The 19,631-nt window shown below is 66.7% G+C and carries 20 protein-coding genes; 13 read left to right on the forward strand and 7 right to left on the reverse strand.

Annotation, left to right across the window (positions count from 1 at the left end):
• Positions 1–434: 434 nt before the first annotated feature.
• Complete coding sequence (locus EJV47_RS22215; RefSeq protein WP_165903878.1) at positions 435–671, reverse strand: hypothetical protein; 237 nt, start codon at positions 669–671, stop codon at positions 435–437.
• 145 nt (positions 672–816) lie between these two features.
• On the opposite strand from EJV47_RS22215, the gene EJV47_RS22220 reads away from it, so the two are divergent.
• The 6 genes from EJV47_RS22220 to EJV47_RS22245 all read left to right on the forward strand — a co-directional run bounded on the left by EJV47_RS22220 (position 817) and on the right by EJV47_RS22245 (position 7,837).
• Complete coding sequence (locus tag EJV47_RS22220; RefSeq protein WP_126695410.1) at positions 817–2,019, forward strand: acetate/propionate family kinase; 1,203 nt, start codon at positions 817–819, stop codon at positions 2,017–2,019.
• A 107-nt stretch (positions 2,020–2,126) separates the two neighbouring features.
• Complete coding sequence (locus tag EJV47_RS22225; protein ID WP_165903879.1) at positions 2,127–2,615, forward strand: hypothetical protein; 489 nt, start codon at positions 2,127–2,129, stop codon at positions 2,613–2,615.
• A gap of 264 nt (positions 2,616–2,879) precedes the next feature.
• A complete protein-coding gene (locus EJV47_RS22230; protein WP_126695412.1) occupies positions 2,880–3,842 on the forward strand; it encodes a S41 family peptidase in 963 nt (320 codons plus the stop codon).
• 45 nt (positions 3,843–3,887) lie between these two features.
• The gene (locus EJV47_RS22235; protein WP_126695413.1) at positions 3,888–5,879 is read left to right on the forward strand and encodes a glycosyltransferase family 2 protein; all 1,992 of its coding nucleotides are present in this window, start codon (positions 3,888–3,890) and stop codon (positions 5,877–5,879) included.
• Between the two features lie 338 nt (positions 5,880–6,217).
• Entirely contained in the window at positions 6,218–7,441 is a 1,224-nt protein-coding gene (locus EJV47_RS22240; RefSeq protein ID WP_126695414.1) for a pyridoxal phosphate-dependent aminotransferase, read from the forward strand.
• Between the two features lie 15 nt (positions 7,442–7,456).
• Complete coding sequence (locus EJV47_RS22245; RefSeq protein WP_126695415.1) at positions 7,457–7,837, forward strand: hypothetical protein; 381 nt, start codon at positions 7,457–7,459, stop codon at positions 7,835–7,837.
• Between the two features lie 74 nt (positions 7,838–7,911).
• Here EJV47_RS22245 and EJV47_RS22250 read toward each other — a convergent pair whose 3' ends face one another.
• Positions 7,912–8,097: a hypothetical protein gene (locus EJV47_RS22250; RefSeq protein ID WP_126695416.1), complete on the reverse strand. Its 186-nt coding sequence runs from the start codon at positions 8,095–8,097 to the stop codon at positions 7,912–7,914.
• 60 nt (positions 8,098–8,157) lie between these two features.
• Positions 8,158–9,369, reverse strand: coding sequence for an aminotransferase class I/II-fold pyridoxal phosphate-dependent enzyme (locus EJV47_RS22255; protein ID WP_126695417.1), 1,212 nt, complete (start codon positions 9,367–9,369; stop codon positions 8,158–8,160).
• A gap of 368 nt (positions 9,370–9,737) precedes the next feature.
• On the opposite strand from EJV47_RS22255, the gene pdxR reads away from it, so the two are divergent.
• Genes pdxR through EJV47_RS22270 form a run of 3 tightly spaced genes read left to right on the forward strand, consistent with a single transcriptional unit; the run spans position 9,738 to position 12,422 of the window.
• Complete coding sequence (gene pdxR / locus EJV47_RS22260; RefSeq protein WP_165903880.1) at positions 9,738–11,261, forward strand: MocR-like pyridoxine biosynthesis transcription factor PdxR; 1,524 nt, start codon at positions 9,738–9,740, stop codon at positions 11,259–11,261.
• 58 nt (positions 11,262–11,319) lie between these two features.
• Positions 11,320–11,868, forward strand: a complete 549-nt coding sequence (locus EJV47_RS22265) for a YfiT family bacillithiol transferase (protein ID WP_126695419.1) — start codon at positions 11,320–11,322, stop codon at positions 11,866–11,868.
• A gap of 11 nt (positions 11,869–11,879) precedes the next feature.
• Positions 11,880–12,422 (forward strand): hypothetical protein, encoded by a 543-nt coding sequence (locus tag EJV47_RS22270; RefSeq protein WP_126695420.1) that lies wholly within the window; start codon positions 11,880–11,882, stop codon positions 12,420–12,422.
• Positions 12,423–12,499: 77 nt separating this feature from the next.
• Here EJV47_RS22270 and EJV47_RS22275 read toward each other — a convergent pair whose 3' ends face one another.
• Positions 12,500–12,769: a hypothetical protein gene (locus tag EJV47_RS22275; RefSeq protein ID WP_126695421.1), complete on the reverse strand. Its 270-nt coding sequence runs from the start codon at positions 12,767–12,769 to the stop codon at positions 12,500–12,502.
• A gap of 216 nt (positions 12,770–12,985) precedes the next feature.
• Between EJV47_RS22275 and EJV47_RS22280 the strand changes: the two genes are divergently transcribed.
• Complete coding sequence (locus EJV47_RS22280) at positions 12,986–13,999, forward strand: bifunctional heptose 7-phosphate kinase/heptose 1-phosphate adenyltransferase (RefSeq protein ID WP_126695422.1); 1,014 nt, start codon at positions 12,986–12,988, stop codon at positions 13,997–13,999.
• Between the two features lie 252 nt (positions 14,000–14,251).
• Here the strand turns inward: EJV47_RS22280 and hemE are convergent, their stop codons facing one another.
• On the reverse strand, positions 14,252–15,301 hold the full coding sequence (gene hemE, locus EJV47_RS22285) for a uroporphyrinogen decarboxylase (RefSeq protein ID WP_126695508.1): 1,050 nt from the start codon (positions 15,299–15,301) through the stop codon (positions 14,252–14,254).
• A gap of 196 nt (positions 15,302–15,497) precedes the next feature.
• On the opposite strand from hemE, the gene EJV47_RS22290 reads away from it, so the two are divergent.
• A complete protein-coding gene (locus tag EJV47_RS22290; protein WP_126695423.1) occupies positions 15,498–15,815 on the forward strand; it encodes a hypothetical protein in 318 nt (105 codons plus the stop codon).
• Between the two features lie 268 nt (positions 15,816–16,083).
• Here EJV47_RS22290 and EJV47_RS22295 read toward each other — a convergent pair whose 3' ends face one another.
• Positions 16,084–16,713 (reverse strand): MarC family protein, encoded by a 630-nt coding sequence (locus EJV47_RS22295; protein ID WP_126695424.1) that lies wholly within the window; start codon positions 16,711–16,713, stop codon positions 16,084–16,086.
• 155 nt (positions 16,714–16,868) lie between these two features.
• Between EJV47_RS22295 and purE the strand changes: the two genes are divergently transcribed.
• Positions 16,869–17,414: a 5-(carboxyamino)imidazole ribonucleotide mutase gene (gene purE / locus EJV47_RS22300; RefSeq protein WP_126695425.1), complete on the forward strand. Its 546-nt coding sequence runs from the start codon at positions 16,869–16,871 to the stop codon at positions 17,412–17,414.
• Between the two features lie 150 nt (positions 17,415–17,564).
• Positions 17,565–18,755, forward strand: coding sequence for an endonuclease/exonuclease/phosphatase family protein (locus EJV47_RS22305; RefSeq protein WP_126695426.1), 1,191 nt, complete (start codon positions 17,565–17,567; stop codon positions 18,753–18,755).
• Positions 18,756–18,910: 155 nt separating this feature from the next.
• On the opposite strand, the gene EJV47_RS22310 is transcribed toward EJV47_RS22305, so the two are convergent.
• A complete protein-coding gene (locus EJV47_RS22310; RefSeq protein WP_126695427.1) occupies positions 18,911–19,489 on the reverse strand; it encodes a hypothetical protein in 579 nt (192 codons plus the stop codon).
• Between the last annotated feature and the right edge of the window lie 142 nt (positions 19,490–19,631).

Here is a 19,631-nt window from a genome sequence, read left to right on the forward strand (position 1 = left end):
GGAAAAGTGTTGGGGAGGGGTAAGCGGTTGATGTTCAGCTGAATCTGCTGCAAACATAGCCCCGCTTACCGCCTTTGGGAAAGGAAGGGTGGGGCCCTTTCTGCCCTTTCACTATTCCAGCGTCGGTTTTACTTCTCCGCCATTGGACGCAATTCAGGTGCGCGCCGGCGGCCCAGGACCAAATAGGATTGGTTCTGGGGCCGGTCAGCCCGCGCCCAGCCCGTAGCTAATTTTCGGGGGCAGCAGGGCCACCCCGCCGGAGTATCTGGGTGCCTGTATATAGACCCAAGCCAGATAATGACCTGCCGACTTAAATCCAACGGCCCCGGTAGAATCTAATATGACGCCCGCTGCTGCCAGCGGAAACGGCGGTAGTTGTGACAAGGAAGCGGCTCCAACGGGCGCAGACAGGGCGAAACCGCCGCCCCGAAACCTCACGCCGCCCGCCGGGTGGCGTATGCGACTACAGGCTCCTCCACCCGGCCAAACGGTGCCTCCTCGACCTCCTCTTCCACCCACGCCGGCCAGCCCGATAGCAGGCGGCAGAGGCGGTGCTCCTTGGTGCGCCGGCCGAGGCGGTTGGTGTAGTCGGGCAAATCCATCAGCGGGCTAACGGCGCGGCGGCCGAGCGTTTTCATTAAGTAGGTTTCCTTTTGGCGGCGGAGAAACATAGGAATAAACGGCTGAAAATGACTCCGGGCGCGACTAAAGGCCGGCGCCGGTTTACTTTGTCCCGTAACTACTGCAACTCCGCGCACAAAGTCAACCCCCGGCCGGTGGCCGGCGGCGCGCAAACCGGCTAGCAACTTCCTTTGCATGAATATTTTCGTCGTCAACTCCGGCAGCTCCTCCATCAAGTACCAGCTGTTTCGCTGGCCCGCCGAGCAGCCCATTTGCACCGGCCTGGTGGAGCGCCTGGGCCTGCCCGATTCGGTTATCACCCATACCGTGTTCGGGGCCGACGAAGAAGCGCAGCAGCAGCAGCAGTTGACCCTGGCCCTGCCCGACCACGCCGCCGGCCTGCGCGAGGTAGTGCAGCTGCTGACGGCACCCAAAACCGGCGTCATCCGCGACCCGGCCGATGTCCGCGTCATCGGGCACCGGGTGGTGCACGGCGGGGAGAAATTTGCGGCCACCACGCTGATTGACGCCGCCGTGAAGGCCGAAATCAAGCGCCTGTTTGCCCTGGCCCCGCTGCACAACCCGGCCAACTACCTCGGCATCGAGGTGTGCGAGGAGCTGTTTCCGCAGGCCCGGCAGGTGGCCGTATTCGATACGGCGTTTCACCAGACCATGCCCGAGTACGCCTTCCGCTACGCCCTGCCCGCTGCTCTTTACCACGAGCACGGCATCCGCGCCTACGGCTTCCACGGCACCAGCCACAAGTACGTGGCCGGGCAGGCTGCCGCCTACCTGCAGAACCCCGCCGCCCGCCTCGTGACGGTGCACCTGGGCAACGGCTGCAGCATGGCCGCCGTGCAGGCCGGCCGCTGCCTCGATACCAGCATGGGGTTTGGCCCGCTCAGCGGCCTGGTGATGGGCACCCGCTCCGGCGACCTGGACCCCTCGGTCATCTTTCACCTGGTGCAGCAGCTGGGCTACTCGGTGGACGAGGTCAGCGCCCTGCTCAACAAGCGGAGCGGTATGCTGGGCCTCACCGGCCACAGCGACATGCGCGACGTGGGCCGGGCCGTAGCCGAGGGCGACACCGAAGCCACCCTGGCCCTGGAGCTGTACGCCTACCGCATCCGCAAGTACCTGGGCGCCTACGCGGCCGTGCTCGGCGGCCTCGACGCGGTGGTCTTCACGGCCGGGGTGGGGGAGAATGACGCCACGGTGCGCCGCCTGGCCTGCCAGGGCCTGGCGTTTCTGGGCGTGCAGGTGGATGAGGAGCGCAACGCCGTGCGCAGCCGGGAACTGCGCGAAATCAGCCCGGCCGGGGCGGCGGTGCGGGTGCTGGTGGTGCCCACCAATGAGGAGCTGGAAATAGCCCGGCAGTGCGCGGCGCTGCTGGCCTGATGGCCTGGTTTATCACCCAAAGTTCCGAAAGCCAAGCGGGTAAGAGCTGGAGTCGGACCGTTATGGTGTTAGATTAGCACTGTCGAACCTAACCAGGGGCGGGGATTATGCGCTTTGGGACTCTCTGTTGCTTGTTACTGCCAGTAGCCACGGTATCGGCCCAGGCAACCAAACCGCGCACCTGGCCGCTGCGGACGACCACGCGCATCGTGCTGACGCCTGGTGTAACGGTGGTGCAGCATCGTACCCGCTTTTTCGGGCTCGTAGTCAAGCATTATCGTACCGGTTGCCATAGCGTGGCCACGGAAAAATACTGGGGCTGGAAAACCAAGCGTAGCCGGCTCATCGTCTGCCGCGCGGATGGCACGCGCCTGACCGCCCGGCGGTACAACCAGTTACTGCTCACCACCGACGGCCGGCTGCTGGGCTTGCGCTTCCACGGGGCGCGCCAACTAACGGCCGAATACGTAGCCGAAACCGGCCAGAGGAAGGTAATGGCCGATTTCGTCACCGTCAACCAACTGAAAGTTGCCCGGGAAGTGGATTCGCACGGGCACCTGACCGAGCACCAAGGAACTCGGGCGGCTGCGCAGTAGGGGGCCGCCGGCCGCCGACGGGCTGGCGGTTTGCAGGTATTGGCAGCGGCTCGTCAGCATCAGTAACCGGTGGCAACAACTCCGGAAACGCTGGCGGCCGGGCCGAAATAACGAGGAGCTGGCAAGAGCCCGGCAGTGCGTGGCGGTGCTCGAAGCCGACGGCGCAGGCCCGTCTCCGAGCAGGGAAGCCCGGGGTAGTCAGATAATACCACCGGCCATCCGGGCGTTCAGGCAATATTCATTAACTGCCTTATCAGCCCGCCAATGCTCCGAACAATTACCCTCGCCTTGTGCTGCGCGCTTTATTCCGGTGCCGCTGCGGCCCAGAATTTCACCCTGGCGGCCGAAAAATACTTCGATGACGCGCTGGACCTGATGCAGCGGTATGCCCTCAACCGGGACAAAGTCGACTGGCCGCAGCTGCGGCAGCAGTTGAAAAGCCGGGCCTTTCAGGTGAGCAGCATCCCCGAAACCTACCTCCTGATTCAGGTGGCGCTGGGCAGCCTCGACGACCACCACAGCCATTTTGTGCCGGCCTCGGCCCTGGCGGGGCAGACGCGGCGGCAGGCCGCCGCACTGAACGCCGCCGCGCCCGGGCCGCCGGCACTGCCCGCGGGCGTGGGCTACGTGCGCATACCCCGTTTCAGTGGGGGCAACGACTCGCTGGTGCGGCAGTACGTGGCGCAGCTGCACGCCCAGATCCGGCAGCAGGACGGCCCCGCCCTCCGGGGCTGGGTGGTCGATTTGCGGGGCAATACCGGCGGCAACATGTGGCCCATGCTGCTGGGCATCGGGCCGGTGCTGGGCGAGGGCGTAGCCGGCTACTTCGACAATTTGCGCGGTAAGGTATCGGAGTGGAGCTACCGCGAGGGGCGGGTGTACGTGGCCGGGCAGGCCTTGCCCTTCGCAGCGGCCGAGCTGCGCTGCCAGCGGCCGGATCTGCCGGTGGCGGTGCTTACCAGCCGGCAGACGGCCAGCTCGGGCGAGGCCGTGGCGGTGGCCTTCCGCGGGCGCCCCCGCACCCGCAGCTTCGGTACGGGCACCCGCGGCCTGTCGACGTCCAACCAGACGTTTCGCCTCGCCGACGGCTCCTTGCTGAACCTGACCACCGCCGTCATGGCCGACCGCAGCTGCCGCCCCTACGGCCAGGCCGTGCTGCCCGATGAGCCCGTAGAGGACGGGGACGCGCTGACGCAGGCCGCCCGCTGGATTCAGGCGCAGCCCTGAGAAGCCACAACTCTGCTTAACTTTCGCGGTCCGTACCGCCCGCCCGTGCCCGCCCCCGTCAAGCTTTCCGTCGTCATCGTCAACTACAACGTCTGCTACTTCCTGGAGCAGACGCTGCTGTCGGTGCGGCGCGCGGTGGAAAAGCTGGGCCAGCCGGTGGAGGTGTTCGTGGTCGATAACAACTCGGTGGACCGCTCGGTGGCCATGGTGAAGCAGCGCTTCCCCGAGGTCATCCTCATCGAAAACCACGACAACCCGGGCTTCTCGAAGGCCAACAACCAGGCCCTGCGCGTGGCCCGGGGCGAGTACCAGCTGCTGCTGAACCCCGACACGGTGGTGGAGGAAGACACCTTCCTGCGCTGCTGCGAGTTTATGGACCAGCACCCCGACTGCGGCGGCCTGGGCGTGAAGATGCTCGACGGGCAGGGCAAGTTCCTGCCCGAAAGCAAGCGGGGGCTGCCCACGCCCTGGGTGGCCTTCTACAAGGTGTTCGGGCTGGCGGCCCTGTTTCCCAAGTCCCGGCGCTTCGGGCGCTACCACCTGGGCTTCCTCGACAAGGACGAGACGCACCCGGTGCAGGTGCTCAGCGGGGCCTTTATGCTGATGCGCAAGGCGGCGCTGGACCAGGTGGGGCTGCTCGACGAGGACTACTTCATGTACGGGGAGGACATCGACCTCTCGTACCGGCTCACGCAGGGCGGCTGGCAGAACTACTACTACCCGGGCACCCGCATCATCCACTACAAGGGCGAGAGTACCAAGCGCACGTCGGTGAACTACGTGTTCGTGTTCTACCGCGCCATGGTGATTTTCGCCCGCAAGCATTTCGCGCCGCAGCGGGCGGGCATGTTCTCCCTGCTGATCAATATGGCCATCTGGCTGCGCGCCGGGGTGGCCATTGCGCGGCGGTTCTGGGACCAGGCCTGGCCCATCCTGCTCGACGCGCTGATCATCTTCGTGGGCATGTACTTCCTGAAGACGTACTGGGAGCGGAACCACAAGTACGTGCCCACGCCCTACCCGCCGCAGTACATGCTGGTGGCCGTGCCGGCCTACATTGCCGGCTGGCTGGGCAGCAGCTACCTCAGCGGCGCCTACGACGAGCCCACGCAGTCGTCGCGCATCGTGCGCGGGGTGTTTATCGGCACGGTACTCATCTCGGCCGCCTCCAACTTCCTCGATGCCTGGCGCTTCTCCAAGGCGCTGATTGTGCTCGGGGGCGCCTGGGCGGTGGCGGCCATGGTGGGGCGGCGGCTGGTGCAGCACTTCATTCAGTACCGGGACTTGCGCCTCTCGGAGCGGCGGCAGAAAAACATTGCCATCGTGGGCTCCGAGGCCGAAAGCCGCCGGGTGCGCCATTTGCTCGAAGCCGCCGCCGTCAAGGCCCGCGTCATTGGCTTCGTGAGCCCCACCGAGGAGGGTGCCAACGCCCCCGACGGGCCCGAGGATTTGCTCGGCTCCCTGCGCCAGCTCGACGAGGTGCTGCGCATCTACGCGCTGGACGAGCTGATTTTCTGCGGCAAGGACCTGTCGGCCGGGCAGATCATGGCCCGCATGGTGCAGCTGCAGCAGACTCATCCCGACGTGGCCTTCAAGATCCTGCCCGAGGACAGCCAGTACATCATCGGCTCCTCCTCGAAGGACGCGCCCGGCGACTATTACGCCCTCGACATCGAGCTGAACCTCTACAAGCCCCAGCAGCGCCGCGCCAAGCGCCTGGTGGACATCCTGCTCAGCCTGGGCCTGCTCATCGGGGCGCCGCTGCTGCTGTGGCTGCAGCGGCAGGCCGGGGGCTACCTGCGCAACGTGCTGCGGGTGCTGGCCGGCCGCCGCACCTGGGTAGGCCTGCGCTACTCCGCCCCGCGGCAAGGCTCGGCCCGGGCCGTCCTCTCGCCCGCCGACCGCGCCGAGGCCGAAACCCTGCCGCTCACCGAAGCCACCCGCCGCCGCCTGGAGCTGCTCTACGCCCGCGACTACACCCCCACCGACGACTTGCGCCTGGTGCTGCAGAACCTGCGCGGGTTGGGTAGGGAGTAGCGGGACAGTTTGTAGCTGGCGCCGGTTTAGCCGTCGAAGACGGCGTAACCGGTGCCCACCATAAAGCAGGTTTCCAACCTGCGTGGCGTGTTGCTGACTCCGACCGTTGCTGGGGAAGGTCCCCGGCAGCCAGCCGAGCCTCAACTGCGTGGAACGTTGCGGCATCAAACCTGACAGCACGTGAGGGCGCCGGACGCAGGCTGAAAGCCTGCCTTATTTCGGGCACCGGTTACGCCGTCTTCGACGGCTAAACCGGCGCCAGGTTCTGACTGCCCCGCGCCGGCTGCGTACCTTTACCGCCTTTTCCTATCTTCCCGACCCCGCTTTTTCCCTTGCTCATGCCGACCGACGCCGCTACGCCTGCCGTTTCCGTTATTTCCGACCGCATCAATGCCCTTGAAGCCCCGCAGACCATCGAAATGGCCAAAAAGGCGCGGGCCCTGGCCGCCCAGGGCGTCGACGTCATCAGCCTGAGCTTCGGGGAGCCGGACTTTCAGACGCCCCAGTACATCAAGGACGCGGCCAAGCAGGCCATCGACGAGGGCTTCACTTTCTACACCCCGGTGCCCGGCATTCCGCAGTTGCGGCAGGCCATCTGCGACAAGCTCAAGCGCGACAACAACCTGGATTATCAGCCCGACAGCATCGTGGTGAGCACCGGCGCCAAGCAGGCCCTGGCCAACGCCGTGCTGGCCCTGGTGAACCCCGGCGACGAGGTCATTATCTTCTCGCCCTTCTGGGTAAGCTACGAGGAGATGGTGAAGCTGGCCGAGGGCGTGACGGTGCGCCTGGAAGGAGCCCTCGAAAACGATTACAAAGTGACGGCCGCCCAGTTGGAAGCCGCCATTACGCCGCGCACCAAGCTCGTCATGTACTCTTCGCCCTGCAACCCCACCGGGGCCGTTTGGTCGCGGCAGGAGCTGGCCGATATTGCCGCGGTACTAGCCCGGCACCCGCAGGTGCTGGTGGTGGCCGACGAGATTTACGAGTACATCAACTTCGTGGGGGAGCACGCCAGCCTGGCCCAGTTCGAGGAAGTAAAAGACCAGGTGGTAACGGTGAATGGCTTCTCCAAGGGCTACGCCATGACGGGCTGGCGCATCGGTTACCTGGCCGCCCGCCCCGACATTGCCGCCGCCTGCGACAAGCTGCAGAGCCAGGTTACCTCCGCCACCTGTTCCATCACCCAGCGGGCCGCCCTGGCCGCGCTGCAGGGCGGCCGCGCCTCCGCCGATGAGATGGTGGCCGCCTACCGCCGCCGCCGCGACCTGGTGCTGGAAATGGTGAAGGACATTCCGGGCTTCGTGACGCCCACGCCCGAAGGCGCCTTCTACATCTTCCCCGACGTGTCGGCCTATTTCGGCAAGCTGACGCCCGCCGGCGACACCATCACCACTTCGCGGGAACTGGCTCTGTACCTGCTCAACGACGCGCACGTGGCGGCCGTCGACGGCGGGGCCTTCGGGGCGCCGCGCTGCCTGCGCTTCAGCACCGCCGCCGCCGACGACAAGCTCATCGAGGCTTTCCGGCGCATTGCCCTAAGCCTGGCCAAGCTCCACTAAGCCAGCCTGCGCCCCGTGAAAAGTCCGCTCCCGACTTCGTTTGCCCTGCTGCTGGCAGCTCTGTGTGCGGTTGCCGCTATTTTCTTGACGGGCGTGGTGCTGGTGTTTGGACGGATGCGCGCACTACCGGACCTCGACGACGCCCGGCTTGGAGCAGCGGTAATCAATTGCCTGCTCCTGCTGGGGCTGCTGATTTACAGCATCGGGGGCGTGGTGGCCGGACTGCGGTATCGACAGAAGCGTAAGGCGCTGAATTGGATTGGGCTGGTAGGCAACTCACTGCTGCTGCTGGGTTTTGTAGGGCTGTTTGGCTATTCCTACTGGAAAAAGCACCAGACCGTCAGCCGGAGCCTGCAGGGCCCGGTGGAAGTGGTGGAGCAGCAGGAAATCGACTAAGCGCCGTCCCTTTCGCCAAAAAACCGGCTGCCCGCCGCTGTCTGTAATATCAGACCGCGGCGGGCAGCGCTGTTTCATGGTGCCTCAGCCGGCGTGCCGCACACGCAGCGCGGCGACAAGTCGTACGCCAGGTCCACCTCGGCCTGCAGCCAGGCCAGCAGGTGGCTGGCAGTAGACAGCGGGGCCGGGGCCGGAGTGCAGTCGGTCGGCGGGGTATCGGTGGAAGGCGGCGATTGGTTAGGGCAGGGGGGAAGCGACATGCAAGCAGAGGAAAACGACGCGGGGCGGAGCGTCAGCGGAACAATGAGGAAGGCGGGGCCTCAGCGCGGCGGCAGCAGCTGCGGCCCGTCGACGGCCGGGGCCACCAGCAGGCGGGCCGGCTGCGAGCCCAGCGGAAACGCCCGGCGCAGCTCGGTCAGCTGGTCGGTGAGCTGCAGCAGCTGCTCGGGGGCGCCCAGGGCGGTGCGGGCCCAGGTGGCGCCGTCCTGGGCGGTGAAGTAGTGCAGGTGCAGGCCGCGCATGTGCAGGTAATCGGGGGCAATGGCCGGCAGCGAAGCCAGCGAAAAGCTCACGTAGCCGGCAAAGCTGGGCTCGTAGGGCAGGGCCAGCAAATCGAGGCGGCGGTGCAGCTCGGCCCGCAGGCGCCGGGCGGCCGTGCGCACCCGCTCGGCGTGGCGCGTGTCCTGCTGAGCCGCCAGGGCCGCGGCCAGCGCCGGCGTGGCAATGCCCCCGTCGCCCTCGGGCGTGGCCTGCAGGGCGGCCAGGCGGGCGGCCGTGCGCGGCCCGGCAATGGCGTAGCCTACTTTCAGGCCCGGCAGCGCGTGCAGCTTGGCGAAGGTGCGCGTGACGACCACGTTTTCGACGCCGGCGCGCACCAGCTGCACCATGGAGCAGCGGGCGTGGTTGCTCACGTAGGGCAGGCTGGCCTCGTCGATGAGCACCAGGGTGCGGGCGGCGGCCTGCCGGCAGAACGGGGCCAGCTCGGTGGGCTGCAGCAGGCCGCCGAAGGGGTAGTTGGGGTTGCTCAGGTACAGCAGCCGCGGGCCGTCGAGGTGGGCGAGCAGGAGGCCAAAATCGGGCTGGGTGCTGGCCGCCACCGGCACGCCGCGCACCTGGGCGCCGAGGCGGGCGGCGTAGTCCATCCAGGGCTGGTAGGTGGGCGTGCTGGCCAGCAGCTGCCCGCCGGCCACCCCGGCCAGCTGGGCCGCCAGCCCAAACAAGGCCGTGGAGCCGTTGCCGAGCACCACCTGCGCCGGGCTGACCTGCTCGGCCTGGGCAATGGCGCGGCGCAGTTTCTCGGTGAGCCGGGCCGCGTCGGGCGGGAAGTCGAGGGCGCGGGACAGGGCCTCGCGCACCTGCGGCGACGGGCCCCAGGGGTGCTGCTCCCCGTCGAGGCGGGCCAGGCCGGTGGGCCCGGGGCCGGCGGGGCGCTGAGGGGCGCTGGCCTGACTGCTGCCGCCCAGCAACAGGTGACCGGTCAGCAGCGCGCTGGCGCGCAGCCACTGGCGGCGGTTGATAGTAAGCGTGTTCATAGCGGTGGTAATGAGAAAGAGCGTGAAATCCGCCGGAGTGCCAGGCCAGCCAAAGCCAGCCTGCGACGGACCAGGTAAGGACGCAAGCAGGAAGTGCGGGGCTGCGTACCACACTCATGCACCGGGTACCGGCGCGCCGGTTCTCAGGCGGCGCGCCGTCCCCACCGGCCAGCGTTAGGGGCTGGTCGGCTCTTCCTGCTTGCAGCCCGGGCGAAAACCCGACCGGCCCGGCAGCGTCCGGCGAGGCTCCAAAAGTGGGGGCTGCCGGGGCCGCGCCATCAGGCCGGTTGACAGATTTCGACCAGTCCGGCTACGCGGTGGGGGCGGCAGGACGTAAGTTGCGCCGGCTTTCTTCCCGCCTCCCCGCTATGCTTCCGTACCAGAGCCTCATTCTGCTGGACCGGCACGCTTCCATCCCGCTCACCCAGCAGATTACCACGGCCTTTATCGACCTGATTCAGCGGGGGACGCTGCCCCCGCGGGCCAAGCTGCCGGGCAGCCGCCAGCTGGCCCAGCTGCTGGCCGTGAGCCGGCAAACGGTGGTGGTGGCGCTGGAAGACTTGCAGGCCCAGGGCTGGATTGAGCAGCTGCCCAGCAAGGCCGCCACTGTGGGCGCCCGCCGGCCCGGGGCCGCGCCCGAGCCATTGGCCCCGCCCACGTCCGCCCTGGCCGCGCGGGCGGGTTTTGCCTTCGAGCCGGTGCGCCGCCCGGCCACGCCGGGGCCCTCGGGGCGGGCGGGGCTGCAGTTGGGCGGCGGCGCCCCCGATGCCCGCTTGGTGCCGCTGCAGGCCCTGGCCCGCAACTACCGCGCCGCCAGCCGCCGGGCCCAGCGCCGGCCCGAGCTGCTGGGCTACGGCTCGCCCTACGGGCAGCGGCGCCTGCGCGAGCAGCTGGCCCACTACCTGCACGACACCCGCGGCGTGCCCGCCGGGGCCGACAACGTATTCGTGACCCGCGGCAGCACCATGGCTCTGTACCTGCTCACCGAGCTACTGGTGCAGCCCGGCGACGCGGTGGCGGTGGGCGCCCGCAGCTACAGCGAGGCCGACGCCATCTTCCAGCGCCGCGGCGCCCGGCTGCAGCGCGTGCCCGTCGACGCCGACGGGCTCGACACCGACGCGCTGGCCGCGCTGTGCCGGCGCGAGCGGGTGCGGCTGGTGTACGTGACGCCCCACCACCATTACCCCACCACCGTGACCCTGGCCGCCCACCGCCGCCGGCAATTGCTGGCCCTGGCTGCCACGCACGATGTTGTGGTGCTGGAGGACGACTACGATTTCGACTACCACTACGACGGGGCGCCGATTCTGCCCCTGGCCTCGGCCGACCGCTCGGGCCGGGTGCTCTACATCGGCTCGTTGAGCAAGGTGCTGGCCCCGGCCTACCGCATCGGCTACATCGTGGGGCCGCCCGACGTGCTGGCCGCCCTGGCCCCGCTGCGCACCCTGCTCGACCAACTCGGCGACCCGCTGCTGGAGCTGGCCGTGGCCGAGCTGTTTGCCGACGGCGGCCTGCAGCTGCACCTGCAGCGCAGCACCCGCGCCTACCACGAGCGGCGCGACGCCTTCTGCGCGGCCCTGCAGGCCCGGCTGGCGCCCTGGTTTAGCTTCGAGCCCCCGGCCGGCGGGCTGGCCGTGTGGGGCAGCTTCGCGGAGGAAATCAACCTGGCCCGGCTGGCGGCCGACTGCGCCCGGCAGGGCCTGCTCATCGGCGACGGGCAGGCCTACCGCCGCCCCGACGATGTGCGCGCCCACCTGCGGCTGGGCTTTGCCGCCCACACCCCGGCCGAGCTGCTGCACTGCGTCGATATCCTGGCCCACTGCCTGCAAATGCACTTCGACGTACCGGCCACCCCAGTCGGGCGCGTCGTGCAGCCGGTCTGGGCGCCCTGATACCGCCGGGGCCGCCCGGCCCGGCGCATTTTCCATTCCTAATTCCATTCACCTCACGATGAATCCTTCGACCGACGCCGACGAGCATTTGCGCTACCCCATCGGCCGGGTACAGCTACCCGAGCAGCCGCTCACGCCCGCCGAGCGGCACGAATACATCCAGCAGCTAACCGAGCTGCCCGCCCAGCTGCGCAAAGCCGCCCAGGCCGCCGGCGGGGTGCGCCTGGAGCAGCCTTACCGCCCCGGCGGCTGGAATGGCCGGCAGGTCATCCACCACCTGGCCGACGCCCACCTGCACAACTACCTGCGCTTTCACCTGGCCCTGACCGAGGAGCACCCCACCATCCCGGCCTGGAACCCCAACGCCTGGGCGCAGCTGCCCGATGTGCAAGCCACGCCCATTATGGTGTCCCTGGGCCTGCTGGAGTACCTGCACACGCGTTGGGGGGTGCTGCTGCACAACCTCCCCGCGGCCGACTGGCAGCGCACGTTTTATCACCCGGTGTTTGAGCGCGTGTACACCCTGGACCAGGCCCTGGTGCAGTACGCCTGGCACGGCCGGCACCATTTGGGCCATTTACAACTGCTGGCGCGGGAACAAGCCTAGCTCTGCGGCCGATGAGTGAGATATTCGCCTGCCACCTCGACGCCGACCCCGAGGAACAGGACGCCTGGCACATGACCACCAAGTCCTTTGCCTTCGGCGTGTTCGTTTTCGGAACGCGCAAAGAGTTGGAGGAAAAATACGCGGGCGTGCTGACCCCCGAGGAAATACGCCTAGCGCAGCCGGCGCCGGAAGCGCCTTTTGCCTTCGACCCGACCCCGGAGGAGCTGGCCGCGGCCGTAGCCCGGGAGGCCGCCCGCTTTCAACAGTTTGCCGGTCGGCCGCACCCCAATCTGGAACTGCTGACGCAGCGCGTACAGGAGGAGAATGAGCGCAACCTGGAGCGGGTACGGGAGTACCAGGCCACCCGGCCCGACATCCGCCGGCCGGCCGAGTTGCTGGCAGTGCTCCAAAAAATCGAGCAGCACCTGCGCGCCAGTGGTATAGACAGCTACAACGGACGCGACGATTTCCGCTTCGACATTGACTTTGCCTGCCTGGGCGACTTTCTGCGCGAGGCGGACCGGCAAGGAAAGCTGGTATGCTGGAGCTATTGACCGGGCCCAGGCGCTAAAAGCCCGCGGCGGCCCGCTCCCGGAAGGGAACGGGCCGCCGCGGGCAAGGCGAGTAGATTTTAGTGGGCGCCGTGGTGCTCGTCGATGGCGTGGTCCATGGCTTGCTTGAACGCGTCGAGCAGCCGGTCCCGCTCGTCGTTGGTGCTGTGGCGCAGCATGCGCTCCACCATGGAGCGGTACACGCGCACCATGAACTCGGCCCCGTAGGTATCGAGAAACCCGTCGTGAATTTTGTTGAAAGCCACTTTTTCGGCTTCGGAAATCGAAAGGGACAGGGCCAGCCAGGCCTTGGCGTTGTTGGCCAGGCTGGTTTTCAGGTCTTCATCCATGCGGGGCAGGGGAGGAGGGGAGTGAGAGGACAGGAGCCGGTCAGAACCCCAGGTGCAAGGTTAACCCCGCCGCTGCCGGTTTCGTGCTGGGGTGGCCGCTTATCTTTTCCCGCCGTGCCTCCTGGGCCGCGCCAGTGGTCTGGCCACCGGTGCATCCGGGCAAGCTCCCGTTTCTATCCGCGGTCTATCTTTGCGGCTTCATTTTGCCTTGCCCCGATGCCCGCTGCTGCCTCCGCGCCCGCCACGCTGCCCGACCTGTTTGCCGCCTTCAATGACCTGACCGTGCTCATCGTGGGCGACGTGATGGTGGACGCCTACGTGTGGGGCCGGGCCACCCGCCTCTCGCCCGAGGCCCCGGTGCCGGTGGTGAACGTGACGCGCACCGAACAGCGCCTCGGCGGGGCCGCCAACGTGGCCCTGAACGTGCAGGCCCTGGGCGCCAAACCCCTGCTCTGCGCCGTCATCGGCGACGACGCCGGGGGCGACCAGCTGCTGCAGCTGCTGCACGAGCGGCAGCTCTCGGCCGACGGGCTGGTGCGCAGCCAGGAGCGGCCCACCACCGTCAAGCAGCGCATCCTGGCCCAGGACCAGCAGCTGCTGCGCATCGACGCGGAGGTGGAAACCGACCTTTCGGCCACCGAAGACGCGGGCCTGACCGAGGCCTTTACCCAGCTGCTGGGCCGCGCCGACGTGGTCATCTTCGAGGATTACGACAAGGGCGTGCTGGGCGCCGACCGCATTGCCCGCTTTATCGAGCTGGCCCGGGCCCAGGGCGTGCCCACGGTCGTCGACCCGAAGAAGCGCAACTTCCTGGCCTACCGCGGCTGCACGCTGTTTAAGCCCAACCTGAAAGAGCTGCGCGAGGGCCTGAAGCTCGAATTCGGCACGCCCGACGTGGACCGCGCCGGCTTCGAGGCGGCGGTGGCCCGCTTGCGCGAGGTGCTGGCCCCCGAAGTGGTGCTGGTCACGCTGTCGGAGCACGGCGTGTTTGCCCAGCAGGGTGCCGATAAAACTTACCTGCCGGCCCACCTGCGCACCATTTCCGACGTCTCGGGCGCTGGCGACACGGTTATCAGCATTGCCGCCCTGTGCGTGGCCCTTGGACTGACCGCCCCCGCCACAGCCGCGCTGGCCAACCTCGGCGGCGGGCTGGTGTGCGAGCAGGTAGGCGTGGTGCCCATCGAGAAGACGCGGCTGCTGCAGGAGGCGGAAGCGGCTGGGGTGCTGTAAACGGTAAAAGCGTCAGGGAAATTAGAACGTCATCCTGAGCGCAGCGAACCGAAGGAAGGCGAAGCCAAGGACCTTCCTCCAACCCCGCACCGCCGCTACCAACAAGGTGCCGCCGCTTGTGACTGCAAAGAAGCGCAGCCACCAACGTTAGGGCGTGGGTGGCTGCGCTTTGTCGTTGGTGCAGGGTTAGAGGAAGGTCCTTGGCTTCGCCTTCCTGCGGTTCGCTGTGCTCAGGATGACGTTCTGGTTCCCCTACCCCACGTCCTGGCGCATGCGCAGGCTGTGCTCCTTCACCGTGTCGATGAACACGCGCACGCGGTCGGGATTGGTGTCGGGGTACACGCCGTGGCCGAGGTTGGCAATGTGGCGCTGCGGCCCGAAGCGTTCCAGCATCTCGATGGTGGCGGCGCGCACCTGCTCGGGTGAGCCGTACAGGGCGCAGGGGTCCAGGTTGCCCTGCAGCGTCTTGTCGCCGACGAGGGGGCGCACCTGGCGCGGGTCTTCGTTCCAGTCCAGCCCGATGGTGCGGCAGGGCAGCTGGGCAAAGTCCTCGTGGGCGAAGTAGGCACCCTTGGCAAATACCGTCACGGGCACGTCGGCGGGCATGGCGGCGCAGATTTCGCCGATGTAGCTGGCCGAGAAGGTGTGGTAGTGCTGCGGGTTCAGAATGCCGGCCCAGGAGTCGAAAATCTGCAGCATGTTGGCCCCGGCTTCCACCTGGGCGCGCAGGTAGGCAATGGTCGTATCGGTGATTTTGCGCAGCAGGGCGTGGGCCAGCTCCGGCTCCTGAAACAGCATGCGGCGGGCCTTGCTGAAGGTCTTGGAGCCGTGGCCTTCCACCATGTAGGCCAGGATGGTCCACGGCGCGCCGGCGAAGCCGATGAGCGGCACGCGGCCGTTCAGGGCCTTTTTGGTGACGCGCAGGGCTTCCAGCACGTAGCCCAGGTGCTCCTCGGGGTCGGCCACGCGCAGCCGCTCCACGTCGGCGGCCGATTTCACTGTCTCGGGAAACAGCGGGCCGCGGGCTTCCACCATTTCGTAGGTCAGGCCCATGGCCTCGGGCACCACCAGGATGTCGCTGAAAATGATGGCCGCGTCCACGTCCAGCGCGTCGATGGGCTGAATGGTGACTTCGGCGGCCAGCTCCGGCGTCTCGACCAGCTCCTTGAACCCGCTGAGCCGGGCGCGCAGGGCGCGGTACTCGGGCAGGATGCGGCCCGCCTGGCGCATCAGCCACACGGGGGTACGTTCGGTTTGTTCGCCGCGGGCGGCACGCAGGATCAGGTCGTTCTTCAACATCAGATGGCGGGTTTCGGGCGGCAAAGATAACCCGCAGATGGTGGTGATGCGTGGGTGACAGTTGTCAGACTGCAATAGGCACCGGCTCTGCTTGCTGCCAGACCGGCACGAGGCCGCATCACATGCTACGGCTGGTGTCACCATATTACAGTATCGTAAGCGCGAGAAACAGCTCTAACTAAACCGCGCAACTGCTGTTATGGCCACGATTCTCCGGGTGCTTAAATACCTGTTGTCGACAGTAACCTTACTCTGGCTGACAGTCTTTATGTCACCTTACAAGGACCACTACGGAGCAATAGGTCGTTATTATTTCGATGATGATGCTATCTGTTTCGGACTGATCTTGTCTTTTGGCGGCTTCATGCTGCACTTGCCAAGCATATTGGCTGCTAAATTCCCGCCGCGCGGATTGCGCGCACTGCTCAATTGCTGCTTTCTCCTCTGCTACATAGGGTTGCTGTGCTACTGGGGATATTACCTCACCAGCGACGCGGCCGTGCATGAAGCCGGCTGAATCAAAAACTACCCCTGAAACAGCGCCTTAATGGCCGACATGATGAAATTCACGCCGATGGCCAGGGTGATAAAGCGCAAGACTGGCGCCGGTTTAACGAGCGAAGCGAGTGTAACCGGTGCCTAAAATAGGGCAGGCTTTCAGCCTGCGGCCGGCGCCTACATGATGATGCCGACCTGAAGTAGCAACGCTGCACGCAGGTTGAAAACCTGCTTTATACCGGGCACCGGTTACGCCGCTTGCAGCGGCTAAACCGGCGCCAGGGCTGCTAAGGTGCGTCGGGCGCCATGAACAGCGCCTTGATGGCCGTCATGATGAAATTTACGCCGATGGCCAAGGTGATGAAGCCCATGATGCGCGCCAACGCGGCCATGCCGGGGCGGCCCAGAAAGCGCGTCAGCCGCAGCGAGGAAAACAGGATGATGTAGCTGGCCACGGCTACCAGCGCGAAGCCGGCCACAATCAGGCCCATATCGGCGTAGCTCAGGCGCTCCGTGAACAGGCCGATGCACACGGCCATCGAGCCCGGGCCCGAGAGCATGGGCATGGCCAGCGGCGTGAACGAAATGTCGTCCTTGTGCATGCTTTCCTCCAGCGTGGCCTCCGACACCTTGGCGCGGTTGCCACCCGGCGTGAGCAAGTCGAAGGCGGAGCGCATGAGCAGGATGCCGCCCGCAATGCGCAGGTGGTTGATGCTGATGCCGAAAAAATCCAGGATGTAGCGGCCGGCGAAGAACGACACGGCCAGCACGCCCACCATGTAGATGCAGGCGCGCAGGGCGGTGCGGGCCCGCTCGCCGGCGGTTTCGTGCTCGGTCAGCGTCAGAAACACCGGCATGGCCCCGAAGGGGTTCACGACGGAAAACAGGGTGGTGAACGTGGCAAGCAGGATTTCCATGCGGTGGGGCAGGGCAGAGGCAGGTCCGGAATCGGCCAAAGGTAGGAGAGAAGGGCATACGAGCGGGCCGGAAGTTGAGTATGTTTAGGCTCGGGCCGCCGGCTCCGGCCGCGCCGCCCGCGCTTTCCACCCGTTGTATTCCGCTTTCCGCTTACATGACTACCCTTCCCCCTGCCGACGCCACCCCTGACGCGCCCACGCCTATCGTCGGCATCCTCGTGGGCGGGCAGTCGGATCTGCGCGTGATGAACGCCGCCGCCGAAATGCTCCGCCAGTTTCAGGTGCCCTACGAGCTGACCCTGGTGTCGCCGCACCGCACCCCGCACCGCCTCGTCGACTACGCCGAATCGGCCCGCAAGCGCGGCTTGCGCGTCATCATTGCCGGCGGGGGCGGGGCCGCCCACCTGCCCGGCATGGTGGCCGCCTTCACCACCCTGCCCGTCATCGGCGTGCCCATCAACGTGGCCACCTCCATCGGCGGGCTCGACTCCATCCTGTCGATGCTGCAGATGCCCACCGGCGTGCCCGTAGCCACCGTGGCCCTCGACAACGCCTCCAACGCTGCCGTGCTGGCCGTGCAGCTGCTGGCCCTCAGCAACGCCCGCCTCGCCGACGCGCTGGAGAAGTACCGCGCCGCCCTGCGCGACAAGGTGATGCGCACCGTAGACGAGCTGCGCAAGGGCGGGCTGGACGATATTTAGGTGGGTAACCGGTAACAAGTAACACGTGACAGGCCACAACCATCAACTTGTTACCTGTCACCTGTTACGTGTCACCGCAACTGGGTGCAACCAACTCGACGGGGTGTAGTACAACACTGCACCGCGCCTTCCTCTCTCACCTGCCTTCCCGTGCAAACCTGTCTGCTCTCCGTTTCGCTGCCGCAAATTCTCACCTACCTGGTGGCCGGCCTGGGCGTGGTGGGCCTCATCACCACCCTGCTGCCGCTGATTCGGGCCACGGCCTGGTGGATTCGCATCTGTGATTTTCCGCGCCTGCAGATTGTGGGCGTCATGGCCGTGGTGCTACTCGCGGCCGGGCTGCTGGGTTTCTGGCACTGGGACGGGTGGTGGGGCCGCGGGCTGATGCTCAGCCTGGGCGCCGCCATTGTGTACCAGCTGGTGCGCATCCTGCCCTACACGCCGCTGGTGCGCAAGCAGGTGGGCGACTCCACCCCCGACGGCAGCCACGGCCACGTGAGCCTGCTGATGATGAACGTACTGCAGTACAACAAGCAGGGCGCCCGGGCGCTGGAAGTTATCCGCGAGGCCAACCCCGACATCATCATGGCCGTGGAAACCGACAACTGGTGGCTCGACCAGCTGCGCCCGCTGCAGCAGACGCACCCCTACACCTGCCACGAGCCCCTCGACAATACCTACGGCCTGCTGTTCTTCTCGCGCCTGCCGCTCATCGGCTGCCGCATCAAGTACCTGCTCGACGACGACGTGCCCAGCATCCACACCCGCGTGCAGATGCCTGACGGAACCCACCTGCACGTGTACGGCCTGCACCCCAAGCCGCCCGCCCCGCAGGAAGCCAAAACCAGCACCAAGCGCGACGCCGAGCTGCTCATCGTGGGCAAGGAAATCGACCGCAAGGACGAGCCCACCATCGTGTTCGGCGACATGAACGACGTGGCCTGGTCGCACACTTCCGAGCTGTTCCGGCGCATCAGCGGGCTCATGGACCCGCGCGTGGGCCGCGGCCTGCTGCCCACCTTCCACGCCGACTACCGCCTGCTGCGCTGGCCCTTGGACCACGTGTTCGTCTCCCCGCACTTCAAGGTCGACGACATGCAGCGCCTGCCCTACGTGGGCTCCGACCACTTCCCCATCTTCATCAAGCTTAGCTACGAGCCCCGCGACAAGCACGAGCAGGAAGCCAACGTGGAAAAAGCCGACGAGGGGGACCACGTGGAAGCCCTGGAGAAAATCAAGGATGGCTTCGAGGAGGAAGTGGAGGAGGAGCGCGAAGAAGTCAAGGCCGAACCGGTGCGCAACGTCACCCGCGTACGGCCCGACCGCTCGTTGTGGCTGTAAGGCGTGGCGGCTGGTTGGCGAAGCCAGGCTGCCGGGTGCCGCTCGGCCAGCCAGCACGGACCAGGCCGGGCGCCCCAGCTTTCAGCCTGCTGCACAGGCTGGTAGTCGACCAGCTGCGGCCTCGGCGCCGCCGGCAAGACAAGCGTTCCGGGGGGCTACACGCCGGCATCGAGCCGGAGCTGCCGGATCATTTCCTCGCCCAGTTTCCAGGCTTGGGGCCAGTCTTTTTCCGGACTATCGAACAGGAGCAGGTAAAAGGTGTCGGTGTTGCGGTTGGCAATGGCCCATTGCTGAATGATTTTGGGGCCGGCCGCGCCCGTGGCAACGCGGTAGCGCACCCCAAAAAGGCGCAAAGCCCCCTGCGTTTTGGTTTCCTGCCCCAGCACCTGCTGGCCGGCCCCGCGCCCGGTGCGGGCACTGAACGCCTGGGCGTATGCCTCCGCCGACTGCTTGGATTTGGCCGTCATCTGCCGCACGACGTTTAGCGTCAGGCCGGTTTGAAACTGGCTGTTGCCCACAATCTTCTCCCGCGTCAGGAAATAGGCCTGGGCGTCGCGGCTGGTTTCGGCTTTGTAGTTCCAGGTATAGGGCAGCAGCGACGCCGCTTTCACTTCCGGCAGCAGCTGCCAACGAAAGCCCACGGGCGGTGCAATGGAGGTTCTTTGGGGAGTTTGGGCCTCGGCCGGACGCGCCAGCAGCAGGCCGCAAAGAACGAGCAGGGAAGAACGGACCATAACGCGGAGAAATAGTGGAGCTTGCTTATACGCAGCCCACCGACGCTGGTCGATGCCGTGGCCTCCGCCGGTCCCGGCTGGCCGCTTCACCTGAAACGGCTCCCCAAGGCTGGCAGGATTTGCGCCAGCATGGTCGACAGTT

The organism is Hymenobacter gummosus (assembly GCF_003970915.1).
Lineage (GTDB): Bacteria > Bacteroidota > Bacteroidia > Cytophagales > Hymenobacteraceae > Solirubrum > Solirubrum gummosum.